This is a genomic window from Neoroseomonas marina (assembly GCF_012927745.1).
Classification (GTDB): Bacteria; Pseudomonadota; Alphaproteobacteria; order Acetobacterales; family Acetobacteraceae; genus Neoroseomonas; species Neoroseomonas marina.
In genome coordinates this window covers 20118-40420 of sequence record NZ_JABBKX010000005.1, presented here as the reverse complement: position 1 = coordinate 40420, position 20303 = coordinate 20118, and the positions used below count along the sequence as shown (strand labels likewise).

At 71.7% G+C, this 20303-nt stretch carries 21 protein-coding genes; 19 read left to right on the top strand and 2 right to left on the bottom strand.

Annotation, left to right across the window (positions count from 1 at the left end; translation table 11 throughout):
• Positions 1-84 precede the first annotated feature (84 nt).
• Both GWK16_RS15090 and GWK16_RS15085 read left to right on the top strand, forming a co-directional pair.
• Complete coding sequence (locus GWK16_RS15090) at positions 85-1431, top strand: LLM class flavin-dependent oxidoreductase (RefSeq protein ID WP_170054809.1); 1347 nt, start codon at positions 85-87, stop codon at positions 1429-1431.
• A gap of 70 nt (positions 1432-1501) precedes the next feature.
• Complete coding sequence (locus GWK16_RS15085) at positions 1502-2299, top strand: SDR family oxidoreductase (protein ID WP_170054808.1); 798 nt, start codon at positions 1502-1504, stop codon at positions 2297-2299.
• Positions 2300-2361: 62 nt separating this feature from the next.
• Here the strand turns inward: GWK16_RS15085 and GWK16_RS15080 are convergent, their stop codons facing one another.
• Positions 2362-2994, bottom strand: a complete 633-nt coding sequence (locus tag GWK16_RS15080; protein ID WP_170054807.1) for an MSMEG_1061 family FMN-dependent PPOX-type flavoprotein — start codon at positions 2992-2994, stop codon at positions 2362-2364.
• 117 nt (positions 2995-3111) lie between these two features.
• Between GWK16_RS15080 and GWK16_RS15075 the strand changes: the two genes are divergently transcribed.
• From GWK16_RS15075 to folP, 15 genes are all read left to right on the top strand, one after another.
• On the top strand, positions 3112-3864 hold the full coding sequence (locus GWK16_RS15075) for a YebC/PmpR family DNA-binding transcriptional regulator (RefSeq protein WP_170054806.1): 753 nt from the start codon (positions 3112-3114) through the stop codon (positions 3862-3864).
• A gap of 6 nt (positions 3865-3870) precedes the next feature.
• Positions 3871-4251, top strand: a complete 381-nt coding sequence (locus tag GWK16_RS15070) for a YkvA family protein (protein ID WP_170054805.1) — start codon at positions 3871-3873, stop codon at positions 4249-4251.
• Positions 4252-4290: 39 nt separating this feature from the next.
• Positions 4291-4809 carry a crossover junction endodeoxyribonuclease RuvC gene (ruvC, locus tag GWK16_RS15065; RefSeq protein WP_170054804.1) on the top strand — a complete coding sequence of 173 codons (519 nt, stop codon included), beginning with the start codon at positions 4291-4293 and terminating at the stop codon, positions 4807-4809.
• Positions 4721-5542 (top strand): Holliday junction branch migration protein RuvA, encoded by an 822-nt coding sequence (gene ruvA / locus GWK16_RS15060; protein WP_408903921.1) that lies wholly within the window; start codon positions 4721-4723, stop codon positions 5540-5542. Before ruvC ends, ruvA begins: the two co-directional genes overlap by 89 nt.
• On the top strand, positions 5539-6573 hold the full coding sequence (gene ruvB / locus GWK16_RS15055) for a Holliday junction branch migration DNA helicase RuvB (RefSeq protein WP_170054802.1): 1035 nt from the start codon (positions 5539-5541) through the stop codon (positions 6571-6573). The genes ruvA and ruvB overlap by 4 nt, the downstream gene beginning before the upstream one ends.
• Positions 6570-7037: a YbgC/FadM family acyl-CoA thioesterase gene (locus GWK16_RS15050; RefSeq protein ID WP_338144487.1), complete on the top strand. Its 468-nt coding sequence runs from the start codon at positions 6570-6572 to the stop codon at positions 7035-7037. The genes ruvB and GWK16_RS15050 overlap by 4 nt, the downstream gene beginning before the upstream one ends.
• A gap of 69 nt (positions 7038-7106) precedes the next feature.
• The gene (gene tolQ / locus GWK16_RS15045; RefSeq protein ID WP_170054801.1) at positions 7107-7850 is read left to right on the top strand and encodes a protein TolQ; all 744 of its coding nucleotides are present in this window, start codon (positions 7107-7109) and stop codon (positions 7848-7850) included.
• A 7-nt stretch (positions 7851-7857) separates the two neighbouring features.
• Positions 7858-8382, top strand: a complete 525-nt coding sequence (gene tolR / locus GWK16_RS15040; protein ID WP_170054800.1) for a protein TolR — start codon at positions 7858-7860, stop codon at positions 8380-8382.
• Between the two features lie 16 nt (positions 8383-8398).
• On the top strand, positions 8399-9430 hold the full coding sequence (locus tag GWK16_RS15035; protein ID WP_170054799.1) for a hypothetical protein: 1032 nt from the start codon (positions 8399-8401) through the stop codon (positions 9428-9430).
• The gene (gene tolB, locus GWK16_RS15030; protein WP_170054798.1) at positions 9427-10803 is read left to right on the top strand and encodes a Tol-Pal system beta propeller repeat protein TolB; all 1377 of its coding nucleotides are present in this window, start codon (positions 9427-9429) and stop codon (positions 10801-10803) included. Before GWK16_RS15035 ends, tolB begins: the two co-directional genes overlap by 4 nt.
• Positions 10804-10995: 192 nt before the next feature.
• The gene (gene pal / locus GWK16_RS15025; RefSeq protein WP_170054797.1) at positions 10996-11457 is read left to right on the top strand and encodes a peptidoglycan-associated lipoprotein Pal; all 462 of its coding nucleotides are present in this window, start codon (positions 10996-10998) and stop codon (positions 11455-11457) included.
• 43 nt (positions 11458-11500) lie between these two features.
• Positions 11501-12367: a tol-pal system YbgF family protein gene (locus GWK16_RS15020; RefSeq protein ID WP_248291411.1), complete on the top strand. Its 867-nt coding sequence runs from the start codon at positions 11501-11503 to the stop codon at positions 12365-12367.
• Between the two features lie 51 nt (positions 12368-12418).
• A complete protein-coding gene (tilS, locus tag GWK16_RS15015; RefSeq protein ID WP_170054796.1) occupies positions 12419-13630 on the top strand; it encodes a tRNA lysidine(34) synthetase TilS in 1212 nt (403 codons plus the stop codon).
• An 85-nt stretch (positions 13631-13715) separates the two neighbouring features.
• Positions 13716-15641: an ATP-dependent zinc metalloprotease FtsH gene (gene ftsH / locus GWK16_RS15010; protein ID WP_170054795.1), complete on the top strand. Its 1926-nt coding sequence runs from the start codon at positions 13716-13718 to the stop codon at positions 15639-15641.
• A gap of 160 nt (positions 15642-15801) precedes the next feature.
• Entirely contained in the window at positions 15802-16842 is a 1041-nt protein-coding gene (gene folP / locus GWK16_RS15005; protein ID WP_170054794.1) for a dihydropteroate synthase, read from the top strand.
• A gap of 107 nt (positions 16843-16949) precedes the next feature.
• Here folP and GWK16_RS15000 read toward each other — a convergent pair whose 3' ends face one another.
• On the bottom strand, positions 16950-17861 hold the full coding sequence (locus GWK16_RS15000) for an MBL fold metallo-hydrolase (protein ID WP_338144486.1): 912 nt from the start codon (positions 17859-17861) through the stop codon (positions 16950-16952).
• A 108-nt stretch (positions 17862-17969) separates the two neighbouring features.
• On the opposite strand from GWK16_RS15000, the gene glmM reads away from it, so the two are divergent.
• Together glmM and thiD are read left to right on the top strand one after the other, a co-directional pair.
• Positions 17970-19349: a phosphoglucosamine mutase gene (gene glmM / locus GWK16_RS14995; protein WP_170054792.1), complete on the top strand. Its 1380-nt coding sequence runs from the start codon at positions 17970-17972 to the stop codon at positions 19347-19349.
• A gap of 122 nt (positions 19350-19471) precedes the next feature.
• Entirely contained in the window at positions 19472-20281 is an 810-nt protein-coding gene (gene thiD / locus GWK16_RS14990; protein ID WP_170054791.1) for a bifunctional hydroxymethylpyrimidine kinase/phosphomethylpyrimidine kinase, read from the top strand.
• The last annotated feature ends 22 nt before the right edge of the window (positions 20282-20303 follow it).

Below are 20303 nucleotides of genomic sequence, written 5' to 3'. Positions count from 1 at the left end.
GCCCGGCGCGTCACGATCTAAGCGGCCACGTCGAAGCCACCTTGTCAGGCGCCGCCACGCCGCGCGCCTGGTCCGGAGCATCCCATGCCTGCACCGCGTCGCCTGCATCTCGGCGCCTTCATGCGCCCCGTGTCGATCCATACGGGCGCCTGGCGCTATCCCGGCGCCTGGCCGGATGCGAACTTCTCCTTCCCGAGGCTCAAGACTCTCATCCAGAAGCTGGAAGCCGGGAAGTTCGACGCCTTCTTCATGGCCGACCACCTGGCGCTGCTGAACATGCCGATCGAGGCGCTGCGGCGGAGCCACACCGTCACTTCCTTCGACCCGCTGACGCTGCTGCCCGCGCTCGCCGCGGTGACCGAGCGCATCGGGCTGATCGCCACCGCGTCGACCACCTACAACGACCCGTACCACGTGGCGCGGAAGTTCGCCTCGCTCGACCACATCTCGAACGGACGGGCGGGGTGGAACGTGGTGACGACCGCGAACCCCGACGCCGCGCTGAACTTCGGCCATGACGAGCACATGGCCCATGGCGAGCGCTACAAGCGCGCGCGCGAATTCTACGACGTCGTCACCGGGCTGTGGGACAGCTTCGCCGACGACGCCTTCATCCGCGACGCGGAGAGCGGGATCTTCTGGGATCCCGCAAAGATGCACGTGCTGAACCATGTGGGGCCGGAGTTGAAGGTGCGCGGGCCGCTCAACGTCGCGCGGCCCGTGCAGGGCTGGCCGCTGATCGTGCAGGCGGGTGCCTCCGATGCCGGGCGGCAGCTCGCGGCCGAGACGGCGGAGATGGTCTTCGCCGCCGGCGGGCCGATCGCCGATGCGCGCGCCTTCTATGACGATGTGAAGGCCCGTGCGGCCGCGGTCGGGCGCAACCCCGACCACATCAAGATCCTGCCCGGCGCGCTTGTCGTCGTCGGCGACACCGTCGAGGCCGCGAAGGCGAAGCGCGCGACGCTCGACGGCCTGGTGCACTACGAGAGCGCGATCGGCTCGCTGTCCATCGCGCTCGGCGTCGATGCCCGCGCCTTCGACCCGGACGGGCCGCTGCCCGACATCCCCGAGACCGAGCACAGCAAGAGCGGACGCGAGCGCGCCATCGCCATCGCGCGGCGCGAGAACCTCACGGTGCGGCAACTGGCGCAGCGCCTCGGCGGCTATGGCGGGGCCGCCATCGTCGGCACGCCGCGGACCATCGCCGACGAGATGCAGGAATGGCTCGAGACCGGCGCCTGCGACGGCTTCAACGTGATGTTCCCCTACGTGCCGGGCGGGCTCGACGAGTTCGTCGACCAGGTGGTGCCGGAACTGCAGCGGCGGGGCATCTTCCGCACCGAGTACGAGGGCACGACGCTGCGGGAGCATCTCGGCCTGCCGCGACCGGAGAACCGTTTCTTCGCGGGGGCTGCGCGGGCGGCCGAATAGGCCGCGGCGCGTGGCCGGATCGCCGTCCGCCTGCTAGGGACGCGCGGGAACGCGTTCCAAGGGGGTAGGGATGGATCTGGGCTTCGGTGGGCGGCGGGTGCTCGTGGTCGGCGCCTCCGCGGGGATCGGCTTCGCGACGGCCGAGGCGCTGGCGGCGGAAGGGGCGGAGGTCGTCATGGCCTCCCGCGACGCGGCGGGCATCGCCGCGGCGGCGGATCGCATCGCGGCCGCGGCCGCGACCGGGCGCCGGCCCGCGACCGCGGTCGCCGACATCACGCAGGACGGTGCGGCGGAGGCGCTGCTGGCGGAGGTCGCGGCGCGCTGGGAGGCGCTCGATGCCGTGGTGGATGCGGTGGGCGGGTCCATCCGGTCGGGCTTCGAGGCGCTGAGCGACGCGGACTGGATCGGCAACTACACCTTCAACGTGCTGTCTGCGGTGCGCGTGGTGCGCGCGGCGCTGCCGCTGCTGCGCAAGGGGCGCGCGCCGTCGGTGGTGCTGCTCGGCGCCGCGGCGTCGCGCATGCCCTATCCGAACCAGATCGTGTCGAATGTGCACAAGGCGGGCCTGCTCGGCCTGACCAAGACACTGGCCGGCGAGTATGCGGCCGAGGGCATCCGGGTGAACTGCGTCGCGCCCGGGCGCACGCTGACCAGGCTGTGGACCGACCGCGCCGCGAAGCTGGCCGCGGAGCGCAACGTCACCGCCGAGGACGTGATCGCGGAATTCGCGCACGAGATCCCGCTGGGCCGCTTCGGCAATCCGGAGGAGATCGCCGCGATGGTGGTGTGGCTCTCGAGCCCCCGTGCCTCCTACGTCACCGGCCAGACGGTGAATGTCGACGGCGGCATCGCGCGCGGCCTTTTGTAAGCTCCCCGGTTCCCAAAGAAGGGAGGGGGATTCGGGGGAGGTTCTCCTCCCCCGACCTTTCGTCAGTACATCGTCTGCTTCAGCCGTTCCGGTGCGTCCCGGTCATAGGCCGAGGCGTCCACCTGCCCGTCCCCGCGATGGGACGCGATCAGCTGGCCCATGGTCGGCAGCCCCTCGGGCCGTGCCTTCCCGTCCCACAGCCGCGACCGCATGATCGACTTGGCGCATTGCATGAAGAGTTCGGTGACGGTCACGACCAGCACGGTCGTCGGCGTCTTGCCGCGTTCGACGAAGCGGGAGGTCAGCGCCGGGTCGGCCGTGATGCGCGCCGTGCCGTGCACGCGCAGCACCTCGGACGCGCCGGGGACGAAGAAGATCACCGAGACGCGATTGTCCTCGAGGATGTCGCGCAGGGCATCGAGCCGGTTGTTGCCCCGCCGGTCGGGGATGACGAGCGAGCCGTCCGGCTCGACCGCCACGAAGCCCGGCGCGTCCCCGCGCGGGGTGGCATGCACCCCGCGGGACCCGACGGTCGAGATGATGCAGAAGGGGGAGGCCGCGATCCAGGCGCGGGCGGTCGCCTCCATCCGGTAGGCCACCTTCTTGAGCGGGCCTTCCAGCGGCTGGTCGTAGAGGTCCCTCAGGCGGGCCTCGGTGGTGACGGCGAAGGGGTCGGCGGGGGTCTGCGTGTCCATGGGGCCAGTCTGGCCCGGTTGCGCACCGTCCGGCCAGCCCGTGCTTGCCCGGGGCGGCGGGCGGCGGGTAGAAGCGCGGCCGATCCGACATCACCGATTTTCGAGAGAGAGGCGGCCATGGCCGGCCATTCGCACGCGAAGAACGTCATGCACCGCAAGGCGACCCAGGGCGCCAAGCGGGCCCAGGCCTTCGGCAAGCTGATCCGCGAGATCACGGTCTCCGCCAAGATGGGCATCCCGGACCCGGCGATGAACCCGCGGCTTCGGGCGGCGGTGAAGGCGGCGCTGGTCGCCAACATGACCCGCGACACCATCGACCGCGCCATCAAGCGTGCCAGCAGCGCCGGGCAGGGCGAGGACTACCAGGAGGTCCGCTACGAGGGCTACGGCCCCCATGGCATCGCCATCATCGTCGAGGCGCTGACCGACAACCGCAACCGCACCGGCGGCGACCTGCGGTCGATCTTCAACAAGAACGGCGGCGCGCTGGGGGAGACCAACTCGGTCGCCTTCCAGTTCGAGCGCAAGGGCGTGCTGCGCTACAAGCCGGATGCGGCTTCCGCCGACGCCATGCTGGAAGCGGCCATCGAGGCCGGCGCCGAGGATGTGGAATCCGACGCGGAAGGGCATGAGGTGTCCTGCTCGGTCGAGGATTTCGCCGCGGTGCGCGATGCGCTCGAGGCGACCTTCGGCCAGGCCGAGGCGGCGAAGCTGGAATGGTGGCCGTCCACGACCGTCGACCTCGACGAGGAGAAGGCACGCGAGGTGCTCAAGCTCGTCGACGCGCTGGACGACAATGACGACGTCCAGAACGTCTACGCCAATTTCGAGGTCGACGAGGCGGCGGCGGAACGGCTCTCGGCCGCCTGAAGCGCGATGCTCGCGCGGCTGAAGGGCTGGGCGCGGGTCATCAAGCGGGACGTGCTGGCCGTCTGGCTCGCGGCACGCGACCCGCGCACGCCCTGGTATGCGCGGGCGTTGGCGCTGGCCGTCGCGGCCTATGCGCTGTCACCCATCGACCTGATCCCGGATGTCATTCCGGTGCTGGGCTATCTGGACGACGTCATCCTGGTGCCGCTCGGCATTCTCGCGGTGGTGGCGCTGGTGCCGAGGGACGTCATGGCCGAATGCCGGGCGCGGGCCGAGGCCGCGGCGGCGCGGCCGGTGAGCCGGGCGGGGGCGGCTTTCATCGTCGCGGTCTGGGCGCTGCTCGGTCTCGCCGCCGGATGGGCCGCCTGGCAGCATTTGGCCGGGTAAGCGGGCAGGGCCGGGCGGCTTCTGGTAGAACCGCGCCGCATGTCGCGCCGGCCGATTCGCATCCTGGGCCTCGACCCCGGCCTCCAGCACACCGGCTGGGGGCTGATCGAGCATGACGGCTTCCGGCTGCGCTTCGTGGCCGAGGGTGTCGTGTCCACCACGCCCGCCGAGGATCTGCCCGACCGCCTGCTCGCGCTGCACCGCGGCCTTGCCGCCGTGATCGACCTGCACGCGCCGGAGGAAGCCGCAGTCGAGAACACCTATGTCGCGCGCAACCCGGATTCCGCGCTGAAGCTCGGCCAGGCGCGCGGCGTCGTGGTGCTGGCGCCGGCGCTTGCGGGCCTCGCGGTCGCGCAATACGGCGCGATGGAAGTGAAGCGCGCGGTGGTGGGCAACGGGCATGCGGCGAAGGAACAGGTGCAGGCGATGGTGAAGCACCTGCTGCCCGGCGTGACCTTCAGGCGCGCCGATGCTGCGGACGCGCTGGCGGTGGCGATCTGCCACGCGCATCACCGGCAGTCGAAGCGGGCGCTGGCACGGGGGTATCAGCCGGCATGATCGTGCGGCGCGTCGTTGGAGGGGCGCTGCCCCTCCAAGCCACCCCGGCAAAGGCCGAAAGGCCTTTGCAAACCGGCTTCCAAAGGCCTTTCGGCCTTTGGTGGGGGCTGGCGCGATGATCGGTGCGCTGAAAGGGCGCGTGGAGTCCACGCATGAGGGCGGCTGCGTTTTCGACGTGAACGGCGTGGGCTACCTGCTGTCGTGCTCGCGCAAGACGCTCGATGCGCTCGCGGGGCGCGAGGGCGCGCAGCGGCTGCTGGTCGAGACGCGCGTCAGCCAGGACGCGATCACGCTCTATGGCTTCGCCGACGTCGCCGAGCGCGAGGCCTTCCGCGCGCTCATCGAAGTAAAGACAGTCGGCCCGCAGAAGGCGCTGATCGTGCTCTCCTCGCTGACGCCCGATGGCCTGGCGCGCGCGATCGCGGGCAAGGAACGCAAGCGGCTGTCCGAGGTGAAGGGCCTGGGCGCGGCGACGGCGAACCGCATCGTGGACGAACCCGCGATGCAGAAATGGGCCGTGGGCCGCGCGACGCCCGAGGCGGACGGGGAGGGCGCGCTGCCCGCCGCCGCCCCCGAACGCGGCGCGGAAGCCGATGCCGTCTCCGCCCTGGTCAATCTCGGCTGGAAGCAGCCCCAGGCCGTGACCGCCATCGCGCGCGTGGCGAAACGCCTGGGTGAGGCCGCGACGCTCGACGCGCTGATCCGCGAGGGCCTGAAGGAGATGGCGCGATGAGCGAGCGGCTCACCTCGCCGGACAAGCAGGACGACGATTACGGCGAGCACGCGCTGCGCCCGCAGACCCTGGCCGACTTCACCGGCCAGGCGAGCCTGCGGGAGAACCTCGCAGTGTTCATCGCGGCGGCGAAGGCGCGGGCCGAACCGATGGACCACGTGCTGTTCCACGGGCCGCCGGGCCTCGGCAAGACGACGCTCGCGCAGATCGTTGCGCGGGAACTGGGCGTCGGCTTCCGCGCGACCTCCGGGCCGGTGCTGCAGCGGTCCGGCGACCTCGCGGCGATCCTGACCAATTTGCAGCCGCGCGACGTGCTGTTCGTCGATGAGATCCATCGCCTGCAGCCGGCGATCGAGGAGACGCTCTATCCCGCGATGGAGGATTTCTGCCTCGACCTGATCATCGGCGAGGGGCCGGCGGCGCGGACGGTGCGCATCGACATCCCGCCCTTCACGCTGATCGGGGCGACGACGCGCGCGGGGCTGCTGGCCACGCCGCTGCGCGACCGCTTCGGCATCCCGCTGCGCCTGGTGTTCTACACCGCCGAGGAACTGCACGGCATCGTCACGCGCGGGGCGCGGAAGCTCGGTTTCGCGCTGTCCGAGGACGGGGCGATGGAGATCGCCAAGCGGTCGCGCGGAACGCCGCGCATCGCCGGCCGCCTGCTGCGCCGCGTGCGCGACTTCGCGATGGTCGAGAACCGCGTCGCCGACCGCGCCATGGCCGATGCCGCGCTGAAGCGGCTCGAGGTCGATGAACTCGGCCTTGATGCCATGGACCACCGCTACCTGCGGCGCATCGCCGAACACCATGGCGGCGGGCCGGTCGGGATCGAGACGCTGGCCGCGGCCCTGGCCGAAGGGCGCGACACGCTCGAGGAAGTGGTCGAGCCCTACCTGATCCAGGAAGGCCTGGTGCTGCGGACCCCGCGGGGGCGGATGCTCGGGGAACGGGGCTGGCGGCATCTCGGCCTGGCGCCGCCGGCGTCGATGGTCGCCCAGCTGGACCTCTTGCGGGACACAGATTCGTGAGCGCGGCCGAACCGGATGCGGGGGATGGCATCCATCGATACAACCTCAGGGTGTATTTCGAGGATACGGATGCGGGCGGCATGGCCTATCACGCCCGGTATCTGCACTGGGCGGAGCGCGCCCGGACAGAATCCTTGCGTGCCATTGGGTTGCCACACAATCTGATGATAGAACGTCATCGCGCCCTGCTCGTGGTGCGGCGCATCGAAGTGGAGTATTGGCGGCCCGCCCGCCTGGACGATGCCGTGGTGGTGGAGACGGCCGTCCGCCGGGTCACCGGCGCCCAGATCGTGCTTGACCAGACCGTCCGAGGGGCGGAAGGGCAGGGCGCACCGGGCGAACGGCTCGCTTTGCTGAAGGTCGGCCTCGTATCGGTCGACCAGGACAGTCTGAAGCCCGTGCCGCTGCCCGAACCCTGGCGGACGGTGCTCAAGGGGCTGGTCCGCGTCGAGGCGCCGGGCTGAGCCCCCGTATTCGTTGAAGGCGGCCGCGGCCGCGATCGTCCCCGGCGGGGACGGGAAAGGAGACTCGGCGTGAACGGTAACGTCACCGCTCAGGCACTCGGGCAGGCAGCCCACGACATCTCGCTCTGGGGGCTCTTCCTCCAGGCCGACTGGATCGTGAAGCTGGTCATGATCGGCCTGCTGCTCGCCAGCATCTGGGTCTGGGCGATCGTCTTCGACAAGGTGACGAGCATCCGCCGCGCCAACAAGGCCGCCGACGCCTTCGAGGATCGGTTCTGGTCGGGCGGCAGCCTCGACGACCTCTATGCCCGCGAAGGCGAGGAGCCGACCAATCCGATGGCCGCCGTCTTCGGCGCCGCGATGCGCGAATGGCGCCGCAGCACGGGCAAGGCCGCGCTGCTCGGCGGTGCCAAGGAACGCGTCGAGCGCGCGATGTCGGTCACCATCGGGCGCGAGATGGAACGGCTCGAGCGCTGGATGGTCTTCCTGGCCTCGGTCGGGTCGGTCGCGCCCTTCATCGGCCTGTTCGGCACGGTGTGGGGCATCATGAATTCCTTCACCGCCATCGCGGGGATGCAGAACACCAACCTCGCGGTCGTCGCCCCCGGCATCGCCGAAGCGCTGTTCGCCACCGCGATCGGCCTGGTGGCCGCCATTCCGGCGGTGCTCGCCTACAACAAGCTGAACACCGATCTCGCGCGGTTCGGCGCGCGGCTGGAATCCTTCGCGACCGAGTTCGGCGCGATCCTGTCCCGCCAGACCGAGACGGCGGCCAACGACGCGGCGGCGCCTGCCGCCTCCGCGGCGGAATAGCCCGATCATGGCCGGGTCCCTGATCGGCGGGCGCGACCGCAGGTCGCGCTACCGCCCGATGGCGGAAATCAACGTCACGCCGCTGGTCGACGTGATGCTCGTGCTGCTGATCATCTTCATGGTCGCGGCCCCGCTGATGACGGTCGGCGTGCCGGTCGACCTGCCGCGCACGGCGGCGACGCCGCTCAACCAGGAAACCGAGCCGCTCACCATCACGGTCAACCCGGAAGGCAAGATCTTCCTGCAGGAGACCGAGGTGACGGCGGAGGACCTGGTGCCGCGCCTGCGCGCCATCATCGGCCAGCAGCCCCAGGGCCAGCCGGAACGCCGCATCTTCGTCCGTGGCGACCGGGCCATCGCCTATGGCCGCGTCATGGAGGTGATGGGGATCATCTCGAGCGCCGGCTTCACCCGCGTCGCGCTGCTCGCCGAACAGCCCTCCGGCCAGCCCGCCGCCGCCCGCCCGTCCGGGGCGCCGCAGCGTCCCGCCGCCCCGCCGGCGCGCCCGCAGGGCGGCCAGCCGCGCGGCTGAGGAAGGAGACGGAGGGGTGTACGAGCCCTCCCGCGACGATTCCCGCCTGAACCGTTGGGCCGGCATCTCCGCCGGCCTGCATGCGCTGGTGCTCGGCATCGGGGCGCTGTTCGTGCTTGCGCGTCCGATCCCGGAGCCCGAGGAGCAGGGCATCGCGGTCGAGCTCGTCTCGCCCGGGCCGCCGCTGCTCGCCCAGGCGGACGTGCCCGCGCCGATCCCGGCACCACCCACCCCGCAGGCCGAACCGCGCCCGCCGACGCCGGAACCCCCGGCGCCCGAGCCGCCGCGCAACACGCCGCCCGAACCGCCGCCGCCGCCGCCCCCTCCGCCGCCGGCGCCGTCGCCGTCGCCCGCGCCGCCGAGCCCGACGCCGCCGACGCCGTCCCCGCCCGCGCCGCCGCCGGCGCCGACACCCGAACCCACGCCGGCGCCGCGCCAGACGCAGCAGACCCCGCCGCCGCCCACGCCGCAGCCGCCGCAGCAGCAGGCCGCCGCGCCGCCGCGCCCGACGCCGCCGCTGCCCCTGCCGCCGCCCCCGGTGCCGCCGCCGCCCGAGCCGTCCGAGCAGGCCGGCACGGGCCAGACGCCGCCCGTCCAGCGGCCGCAGGAGCGCAGCAATTCGGTGCTGAACACGCTCGAGCGGCTGCGCACCACGCAGCAGCAGGACCGCGCGCCGACCGCGCGGCCCAACCCGTCCGGCAGCCCGCAGCAGGGCGGCGGGAGCCCGACGGGCACCGCCGCGTTGACCCAGGGCGAGATCCGCGGCCTCGCCGAGCAGATCTCGGAATGCTGGAACGTCGACCGGGGGATGCTCGGCCTCGACCAGATCGTGGTGGAGCTGCGCGTGCAGCTCGACAGCCAGGGGGTGGTGCGCAACGTCGTGCCGTCTGGCGCGTTGCCATCGGACCCGAGGGCGCGCTCGGTCTACGAATCCGCGCGCCGCGCCCTTATGTCGCCGCAGTGCAACCCACTTCGCGTCCCACCCAGCAAGTACGGCACCGTCATGGCGTCGATCTTCCGCTTCAATCCGAGGGGCCTCGTGAGATGAACCCTGACTCCCCCTTCGCGCCGACGCGCCGCCTGGTGCTGATGGGCGCAGGCGCCGGCCTGGTCGCCCCGGGCATCTTCGCGACGCCGCTGCCGGCGTCCGCCCAGCAGCCGCAGGGTGCCGTCATCGACATCACCCGCGCGCGGACGGATCCGATCCCGGTCGCCATCCCCGATCTTGCCGGCACCGGCGACGGCGCGCGGGTCGGGCGCGACATCGCGCGCGTCATCCAGAACGACCTGCGCAATTCGGGGCTGTTCCGCCCCGTCGATCGCCAGGCCTTCATCCAGACGGCCGAAGCCGCGGCGCAGACGCCACGCTTCCAGGATTGGCGCGTCATCGGGGCCCAGGCCCTGGTCACCGGCCGCGTGCTGGAACAGGGCGGCGGCCTGCGGGTGGAATTCCGCCTGTGGGACGTCCTGCCCGAGGCGCAGCTGCAGGGCACCGCCTTCACCGCGCCGGCCGCCAACTGGCGCGCCATCGCCCACATGATCGCCGACGCCATCTATGAGCGGCTACTGGGCGAGAAGGGCTATTTCAACACCCAGGTCGTCTATGTCAGCGAAACCGGCCCGCGCGACCGACGCACCCGGCGGCTCGCCATCATGGACCAGGACGGGGAGAACAACCGCTTCCTGACCGATGGGCGCTTCGCCGCGCTCACGCCGCGCTTCCATCCGACGCAGCGGCGCATCGCCTTCATGTCCTACCAGGACCGCGGCCAGCCGCGCGTCGTGCTGTTCGACCTCGATTCCGGGTCGCAACAGGTCCTCGGGAACTTCCCGGGCATGACGCTGTCGCCGCGCTTCTCGCCCGACGGGCGGTCGGTGGTGCTCTCCGCGACGCGGGGCGGGGATGCGAACATCTACCTCGTCGATCTCGGTTCGCGCCGGGAACGGCAGCTGACCTCGGGCGGCGGGCTCGACGTCTCGCCCTGCTTCTCGCCCGACGGGACGCAGATCGTCTTCAACTCGGACCGCGGCGGCGACCAGCAACTTTACGTGATGGACGCCGGCGGCGGGAACGTCCGGCGCATTTCCTTCGGCCGGGGTCGCTACGCGACGCCGGTCTGGTCGCCGCGCGGCGACCTCATCGCCTTCACCCGCTTCGGCGGAGGCGGGGGCTTCGCCATCGGCGTCATGCGCCCTGACGGGTCGGGCGAGCGCATCCTGTCCGAAGGCTGGCAGATGGAAGGCCCGACCTTCGCACCCAACGGCCGCGTGCTGATGTTCTACCGGGAAAGCCGGTCGGATTCCCGCGGCGGCGGCTATTCCGCCCGCATCGTGTCGATCGACATCGCCGGATTCAACGAGAGGCCGATCCCGACGCCGACCGACGCAACCGATCCGGCCTGGTCGCCGTTGCTGTCCTGAGATGCCGTTTGAGACTGTGGCGCCGGCCTGCGCACCCAGCGGGCCCTCCATGTGCTTCGTTCCGGATGCGACGGCCGTGGGCGGGCACTTTGCCGGCCGTTCCGGACCCTCTCGGAGGCGTTCTGCCTTGACCCTGCCATCCGCCGGTGCTTTGCCGGCCTTGTTCCTTTCGACTTCCAGGAGATCCCCCCGATGAAGACCCGTCTTCTTGGCGTCGCCGCCCTCGCGCTGCTCGCCGCCTGCTCCAACACCGACCAGAACGCTTCGGCGACGGGCGGCGGGGCCGGCACGATCCGCCCGGGCAGCCAGGAGGACCTGGTGGCCAATGTCGGCGACCGCGTCTTCTTCGACTTCGACAGTTCGGTGATCCGCGCCGACCAGCGCGCGGTGCTGCAGCGCCAGGCCGAATGGATGGGCCGGTTCTCGGACACGCGCGTGCAGGTCGAAGGCCACGCCGACGAGCGCGGCACGCGCGAGTACAACCTCGCCCTGGGTCAGCGCCGCGCCAATGCGGCCCGCGATGGCCTGGTTGCCTCGGGCGTGAACGGCGCGCGCATCACGACCATCTCGTACGGCAAGGACCGTCCGGCCGCGCTCGGCTCGGATGAGTCCGCCTGGGCGCAGAACCGCCGCGCCGTCACCGTCGTCCAGTAAGCGGAAGGGGCGGCCCGGACCCGCGCCGGGCCGCCGCGTTGCCATGATGCCTCGCCTTTCCATCCTCGCCACCGTGGCGGCCCTGCCGTTGCTCGCCGCCACCCCGGCGGCGGCGCAGATGGACAGCCGCGAGGGCATCGCGCTGCAGAACCAGATCCTGGAGCTGCGCCGCGACCTCGATGCGCTGCGGCGCGGCGGGGGCGCGGCGGCGCCGGTCCCGATTGCCCCGCCGCGCGGTGGCGCGGCCGCGCCGGGCGATCTGGTGCAGCAGCTCCTCGCCCGGGTGGGCGAGCTCGAGGAGCAGGTCCGCCGCATGCGGGGGCAGCTCGACGTCGCCGAGAACGCCAATCGCCGGCTGTCCGAGGATGTGGAGAAGCTCCGCGGCGACATGGATTTCCGCCTGCAGCAGCTGGAAGGGGGTGGCCGGGCGGCTGCCCCGCGCCCTCCGCAGGGGCCGGCGGCCGCTCAGGCCCCGGCCCCGCAGCCTCCGGCGGCCGCTCAGGCCAACCCTCCGGCAACCGGGCCGCGACCCGCTGAACGGGCCATCGCCGACGGCCAGGCCGCGCTCGCGCGCGGCGACTTCGCCGGCGCCGAGGCCGCCGCGCGCGAGGTGACCACCGCCCGCCCCGGCCCGCGTACGCAGGATGCCAACATCCTGCTGGGCGAGGCGCTGCTCGGCCGGCGGCAATACCAGAACGCCGCGCTCGCCTTCGACGAGGCCTATCGCCGGAACCGGCAGTCGTCCCGCGCGCCTGAGGCGTTGCTCGGCCTGTCGAATTCCTTCCTGGGGTTCGGGGCGCGACGCGAGGCCTGCGACACGCTCGACCAGCTCGCCTCGGAATTTCCCCGCGTCACGCCGCAGCTGGCCCAGCGCATCACGGATGCGCGCCGCCGCGGCCAGTGCCGCTGACCGCCCGATGGGGATAGCGGGGGGCTGACACAGGCCGAGTTCGCGGGGCTGATGGCGCCGCTCGGACCCTTCGGGGTCGCGCCGCGCGTCGCCGCCGGCGTCTCGGGTGGGCCGCATAGCCTGGCGCTGGCGGTGTTGGCCGATGCATGGGCGCGGGCGAGGGGCGGCAGCCTGCTCGCGCTGATCGCCGATCACGGATTGCGCCCGGACAGCGGCACCGAGGCCGCGGGGGTGGCGGCGCTGCTCGCCGGCCGCGGCATCGAAGCGCGGGTGCTGCGGCTGGGCCTGTCCGTGGGAACCGGGCTGCAGGCGCGGGCGCGGGCGGCGCGCCTGGCGGCGCTGTCGCAGGCGGCGGCCGCGGACGGGCGGCCTTGGCTGCTGCTCGGCCATCACCGCGCGGATCAGGCGGAGACGCTGCTGTTCCGGGCCCTGCGGGGCAGCGGGCCGGAGGGTCTGGCGGGCATGGCCCCGGTACGGGATGGCGGCGCGGTGCTGGTGCTGCGGCCGCTCCTCGGCCTCGCCCCGGCGCGGCTCGAGGCGGTGCTGGCGGCGGCGGGCATTCCGGCCGTGCGGGATCCCAGCAATCGCGACCCCCGCTTCACCCGGGTCCGGCTGCGTCGGGTGCTCGACGATCCGGCGGGCGAGGGGCCCGGGATCGCGGCCCTGGCCGCTGCGGCCGACGCCTTCGCCGCGCGGCGGGGGCGCCTCGATGCCGCGGTCGCGGGCCGGCTGGCCCTGGCCGCCGAGATCCGGCCCGAGGGTTTCGCGGCGATCGACCCGAGCGGTCTCGGGACCGACCCGGTGGCCCGGGCGGCCTTGGGGCGCCTGGTGGCCATGGTGGGGGGCGGGTCCTTCCGGCCGCCGGCCGCGGCCGTGGCGGCGCTGATGGCACGGGGCCATGGGACGCTCGCCGGCGCCTGGCTGCGGCCCGCATCGGGGGGGCGGTGGCTGCTCGTCCGCGACCCGGGAACGATGGCGCCCGAGGTCCCGGCGATCCGCGGCGGCGTCTGGGATGGCCGCTACCGGATGACCGGGCCGGGGCGCGCGGGATGGCGGTTCGGGGCGCTTGGGGGAGAGGCGCGGAAACTGGGCAGGCGCGATCGTCTGCCCGCCGCGGTGCTCCAGGCCCTTCCGGCAGTCCGGGATCCGCACGGCATGCTGGCCGCCGTGCCGCTGCTGGACTATCCTTCATCTGCCGACTGCGCGCCCTTCGCCGTGGCCTATGCCCCGGCGGCGGGTGCTGGCGCGGAGTTTTCCGGCTGACCATTCAAGCGTGGTCAACCGATCCTATGTTTAGTGCAGAACGCCGGAGGGACTTTCCGACCGGCACGGAGACGGACAACCGCACGTGAACAATTTCGGCCGGAACCTGGCGCTCTGGGTGATCGTCGCCCTGCTGCTCGTGGCGCTGTTCAACCTCTTCCAGCCTTCGGGCACGGGACGGGTGGGCGCGCAGCAGGTCGCCTACTCGGATTTCCTCAACGAGGTGAACGGCGGCCATGTGCGGGAGGTCTCGATCCAGGGACGCACCCTGTCGGGCACGCTGAGCGACGGCCGCACCTTCCAGACCTACACGCCGGAAGATCCACAGTTGATCAGCCGGCTGACCGACAAGAACGTGCGCGTGGTGGCCCGGCCCGAGGAGAGCGACGTCAATCCGCTCATCCACTACCTGATGTCCTGGTTCCCGATGCTGCTGCTGATCGGCGTCTGGATCTTCTTCATGCGCCAGATGCAGGGCGGCGGCGGTCGCGCCATGGGCTTCGGCAAGTCCAAGGCCAAGCTGCTGACGGAAAAGCAGGGTCGCGTCACCTTCGACGACGTCGCCGGCATCGACGAGGCCAAGGCCGAGCTCGAGGAGATCGTGGACTTCCTGCGCGACCCGCAGAAGTTCCAGCGCCTGGGCGGCAAGATTCCGAAGGGCGTGCTGCTGGTCGGCCCGCCGGGCACCGGCAAGACGCTGCTGGCGCGCTCGATCGCCGGTGAGGCGAACGTGCCCTTCTTCACGATCTCGGGTTCCGACTTCGTCGAGATGTTCGTGGGCGTCGGCGCGTCGCGCGTGCGCGACATGTTCGAGCAGGGCAAGAAGAACGCCCCCTGCATCATCTTCATCGACGAGATCGACGCGGTCGGCCGCCATCGCGGCGCCGGCCTCGGTGGCGGCAACGACGAGCGCGAGCAGACGCTGAACCAGATGCTCGTCGAGATGGACGGCTTCGAATCCAACGAGGGCGTCATCATCATCGCCGCGACGAACCGTCCGGACGTGCTGGACCCCGCGCTGCTGCGCCCGGGCCGCTTCGACCGGCAGGTCGTGGTGCCGAACCCGGACGTGCAGGGGCGCGAGAAGATCCTGCGCGTGCACATGCGCAAGGTGCCGCTGGCCTCCGACGTGGACCCGAAGGTGATCGCGCGCGGCACGCCGGGCTTCTCCGGTGCGGACCTCGCCAACCTGGTGAACGAGGCGGCGCTGCTCGCCGCGCGCACCGGCCGGCGCACCGTCGGCATGCATGAGTTCGAGGCGGCGAAGGACAAGGTGCTGATGGGCAGCGAGCGCCGCTCGCTGGTCATGTCCGACGCCGAGAAGCGCATGACCGCCTATCACGAGGCCGGCCACGCGCTGGTCGCGATGCATGAGCCCGAGTGCGACCCGGTCCACAAGGCGACCATCATCCCGCGCGGCCGCGCGCTGGGCCTGGTGATGTCGCTGCCGGAAGGCGACCGCTATTCCAAGCACAAGTCCAAGCTGAAGTCCGAGCTCGCCATGGCGATGGGCGGGCGCGTGGCCGAGGAACTGATCTTCGGGCCGGACAAGGTGTCGAACGGCGCGTCCGGCGACATCAAGATGGCGACCAACCAGGCGCGCATGATGGTCACCGAATGGGGCATGTCCGAAGTGATCGGCATGATCGCCTACGGCGACAACAGCCAGGAGGTCTTCCTCGGGCACTCCGTGACGCAGACGAAGAATCTCTCGGAAGCCACGGCCCAGAAGATCGACGCGGAGATCCGCGCCATCATCGACGGCGCCTATGCCCGGGCGAAGCACATCCTGTCCGAGCACATGGACGAGCTGCACCTGCTGGCGAAGGGCTTGCTCGAGCACGAGACGCTGTCGGGCGACGAGATCAAGCAGGTGATCCGCGGCGAGCCGGTGGTGCGCAACCGGCCGGACGAGCCGGTGAACGCGGGGCGCGGCAGCGTGCCGTCCGCGGGGCGTGCGACGACGCCGCGGCCGCCGGGGCTCAACCCGGGGGCGGCGCCGGCGACCTGAACGGTCCCGGAGGGGTGCCGCCCCTCCGGACCACCCCGCCCGAGGCCGAAAGGCCTCTGGACACCGATACGGGGCGCGCTATGCCGGGCGCGCCCCTTTTCATTTGATCCCGTCCGGGACGCCCCGTGCCGGGGTGGTCCGGAGGGGCGGAGCCCCTACGATGCCCCGCTACGTCGAACCTCTCGGCCTCATCACCGGACCTGTCGCCTTCCATGCGCTGCGCGAGGGCTTCGCCCTGCCGCTGCAGGGCGGCGACATCGCCTTCGCCTTCGTCCGCCTGATCGAGGATGGCGAGGATCTCGGCGTCGGTCCCATCCGCGAAGTGCCGGAGGATTGGCACGAGGCGATGCACGCGATCGCCCAGCGCCCCGCACCCTTCGCGGGCCTGACCATGGACGGGCCGCTGGTGATGGGCGTGGTGAACGTCACGCCGGACAGTTTCTCCGATGGCGGCGTGCACTTCGACACCAAGGTCGCGATCGACGCAGGCCACGCGATGCTGGAAGCGGGCGCCGACATCCTCGACATCGGCGGCGAGTCGACACGGCCCGGCGCGTCGGCCGTGACCGCCGAGGAGGAGATCGCCCGAATCATCCCGGTCGTGCGCGAACTCGCCAAGGCGGCGCCGGTCAGCATCGATACGCGGAACGGCGCGACGATGCGTGCGGCCCTCGAGGCCGGAGCGGAGGTCATCAACGACATCTCCGCCCTGCGCCACGATGTCGAGGCACTCGCCGTCGTCCGTGGATCGCATGTCCCCGTCATCCTGATGCACATGCCGGGCGACGATCCGGCGACCATGCAGTCGCTCGCGACCTATGACGACGTGGCGGTGCAGGTGACGGACTTCCTCGCCGAGCGCGTCGCCGCCTGCGAGGCGGCGGGCATCCCGCGCGGGCGCATCGCGGTCGATCCCGGCATCGGCTTCGGCAAGACGATCGACCACAACCTGGCGCTGATCGACCGGCTGCCGCTGATCGCATCCCTCGGGTGTCGCGTTGTGCTGGGCGCATCGCGCAAGCGCTTCATCGGCACGCTCTCGGGCGTCGAGGAAGCGGGCAAGCGCGTGCCGGGCAGCGTCGCCGCCGCATTGGCCGGCGCGGCGCGGGGGGCGTCCGTGCTGCGCGTGCACGATGTCGCGGAGACCGTGCAGGCGCTCGCCGTCTGGCGCGCCTGCGCCGTCGGCCGCGCGCCGGCGTAGAGCAGATCCCGATCAGGTGGAATCACCTGATCGGGTGAAGATCCTTGCGAAAGCAAATGCCTGGAGACGTTGCCGTGAGCCGTGGTGAACGGGAACGGCTCTGGCGCCTACAGCACCTGCGTCCAGGCCTCCGGGTAGAGCCGATAGGTCCCGCCGTCCCGCGCGAGATGGGCGGTGGCCGGGAAGTGCAGGTGCATGCCCGCGATGTGGGTCTTCTCGGTCGCGACCATGTCGAAGACGCGCCGGCGCGTCGCGGCGGCCTGGGGCGGGTCGACGTCGAACAGGATCGTCACCTCGGGGCGCGGCACCTGCACCTCGGGCAGATGGACGATGTCGCCCCAGATCAGCAGGGACTGCCCGCCCGAGGCGATCAGGAAGCCGCAATGCCCGGGCGTGTGGCCGGGGAAGTGCATGGCGGTGACGCCGGGGAAGACCTCCTGCCCATGGGCGAAGAAGCGCATGCGGTCGGCGTAGGGGGCCATCTGGCGCTTCGCCATCGGGAAGTAGGCCCCGCCGGTCGGCACGCCCTGGCCGGATCGGGCGACCTCGGCCTCGGCGTCCGCGCTGGTCCAATAGGCGTACTCGGCCGCGTGCATCGCGAGTTCGGCCTTGGGGAAGGCGGCGTTCCAGTCGGCCGTGGCGAGGCCGTTGGAATGGTCCGGATGCATGTGCGTCAGGAGGATCGTGTCGACATCCCCCAGTGCGATGCCGGCGGCGGCCAGGTTCCTCGGCAGTTGCCCGGAGGTCTTCTGCATATGCGTCCCGGCGCCGGTGTCGATCAGCGCCACCCGGCCGTCGGGTCCGTGGATGATGAAGCAGTTGAGCGAGGTTCGCCGTGGCACCGGACGGAAGACGGCGCGGAGCATCTCCGACGAGTCTTCCACCGAGATGTTCTGCAGCACGGCCATCGAGCCCTCGAGGAAGCCGTCGCTCACCACGGTCAGGGCGATGTCCCCCACGCGGCGGTGGTGGATGGCGGGGACCTGGGCGGTGGGCGGGCTGGCCATGGGCGCGTTCACTCCATCTTTCCTCGGCCGGAAGCAGAGCATGGGCGGCGCGCCGCGCCAAACCGGCGCATGGACGCGGCCCTCCCGCGCGCTGTAGGGAAGGGGCAGAGGATGGACGCCATGCCCAAGGACTCCCCGACGCCGCCTGCCCCCGCCCGCCGCCTGTTCGGCACGGACGGCATCCGCGGCACCGCCAACAAGGCCCCGATGGATGCGGCGACGGCGTTGCGCCTCGGCCAGGCGGCAGGGCGGTACTTCAATCGCGGCGCGCATCGTCACAGGGTGGTGATCGGCAAGGATACGCGGCTGTCGGGCTACATGCTGGAACCGGCGCTGACCGCGGGCTTCGTCGGCGCGGGGATGGACGTGGTGCTGGTCGGTCCGTTGCCGACGCCCGCGATCGCGCTGCTGACGCGTTCGCTGCGCGCGGATCTCGGCGTGATGATCAGCGCGTCGCACAATCCGTACGAGGATAACGGCATCAAGCTCTTCGGCCCGGACGGTCTCAAGCTGACCGATGAGCAGGAGATGGAGATCGAGGCGCTGATGGCCGGCGACCTCGCCGCCGCGCTGGTGCCGCCGTCGCGGCTCGGCCGCGCCAGTCGGCTCGAGGACGCGCCAGGTCGTTATATCGAGGCAGCGAAGTCTTCCTTTCATCGCGGCCTGACGCTCGAGGGGCTGCGCATCGTCGTCGATTGCGCGAATGGCGCCGCCTACAAGGTGGCGCCGACCGTGCTGTGGGAACTGGGCGCCGAGGTGGTGCCGATCGGCGTCGCGCCGGACGGGTTCAACATCAACAAGGGCGTCGGTTCGACCGCGCCAGGGCAGCTCGCGGCGCTGGTGCAGGAACGACGGGCGGATATCGGCATCGCGCTGGATGGCGATGCGGACCGCCTGGTGCTGGTGGACGAGGCGGGCCAGGTGATCGACGGGGACCAGATCCTCGCCCTGGTGGCGCGGTCCTGGCACGCGCAGGGGAGGCTGCGCGGCGGCGCCGTCGTCGCGACGGTGATGTCGAACATGGGGCTCGAGCGGTTCCTCGGGCAGCGCGGCTTGAAGCTGCTGCGCACGTCGGTCGGCGACCGCTATGTCGGCGAGCGGATGCGCGAGGAAGGCTGCAACCTCGGCGGCGAGCAGTCCGGCCACATGATCATGCCGGATTTCGGCACGACGGGTGACGGGCTGATCGCGGCGCTGCAGGTGCTGACCGTGCTGGTGGAGGAGAAGCGCCCGGCGAGCGAGGCCCTGCGCTGCTTCAGGCCGCTGCCGCAGCGTCTGGTGAATGTGCGCTATGCCGGCCCCTCGCCGCTGCACGACGAGGGCGTGAAGGCGGCGATCGCGGCGGAGGAGGCGGCGCTCGGCGCGCGCGGGCGCGTGCTGATCCGCGCCAGCGGGACGGAGCCGGTGATCCGCGTCATGGCGGAAGCCGAGCAAGAGGCGCTGGTCGAGGCGACGGTGGCGCGGCTGGCGGAGACGATCCGGGCGAAGGCCAGGGCGTGAGGTCGGGGGAGGATTTGCCTCCTCTTGGCCCCGCCCGCCGCTGTCAGTCGCCAGATTCCAAAGAAGGTTGAGGGGGGATCGGGGGGAGAAGTTCCCTTCTCCCCCCGACTTACGGAGCGACCATGAAGGGACGAGTCCTCATCATCGCCGGCAGCGATTCCGGCGGCGGCGCCGGCATCCAGGCCGACATCAAGGCGGTGACCGCGCTGGGCGGCTTCGCCATGACGGCGATCACCGCGCTGACGGCGCAGAACACGCTGGGCGTGCATGGCGTGGCGGGCGTGCCGATCGACTTCATCCGCCAGCAGATCGCGGTGGTGCTGGATGATCTCGGCGCCGATGCGCTGAAGACGGGCATGCTGCACGACGTCCCGGTGATCGAGGCGGTGTGCGAGGAGATCGCCGCGCGTGCGACGGGCGTGCCGCTGGTGGCCGACCCGGTGATGGTGGCCAAGGGCGGGCATCCGCTGCTGGCGCCGGCCGCGGTGGAGACGCTGAAGGCGCGGCTGCTGCCGCTCGCGACGGTGATCACGCCCAATCTGCCGGAGGCCGAGGTCCTGGTCGGCCGGCCGATCCGCGACGTGCCGGGCATGCGGGAGGCGGCGGCGGCGCTGCGCGGCCTCGGCGTGCCGGCGGTGCTGCTGAAGGGCGGGCATCTCGAGGGCGATGTCGTGACCGACCTGCTGGTGACGGCGGACGGGGCGGAGGAGTTCGTCTCCCCGCGCATCGCGACACGGCACACGCATGGGACGGGCTGCACGCTGGCAAGCGCGATCGCGGCGGGGCTGGCGCAGGGGCTGTCGCTGCGGGGTGCCGTGGTCCGCGCGCGGGCCTATGTGCAGGCGGCGATCGCGGCCGCGCCGGGCTTTGGCGCGGGGCACGGGCCGCTGGATCACGGCGTGACGGTCGATCCCTCGCGCATCCCTGGTTAACCACGGCTTCACCCTCGCGGCG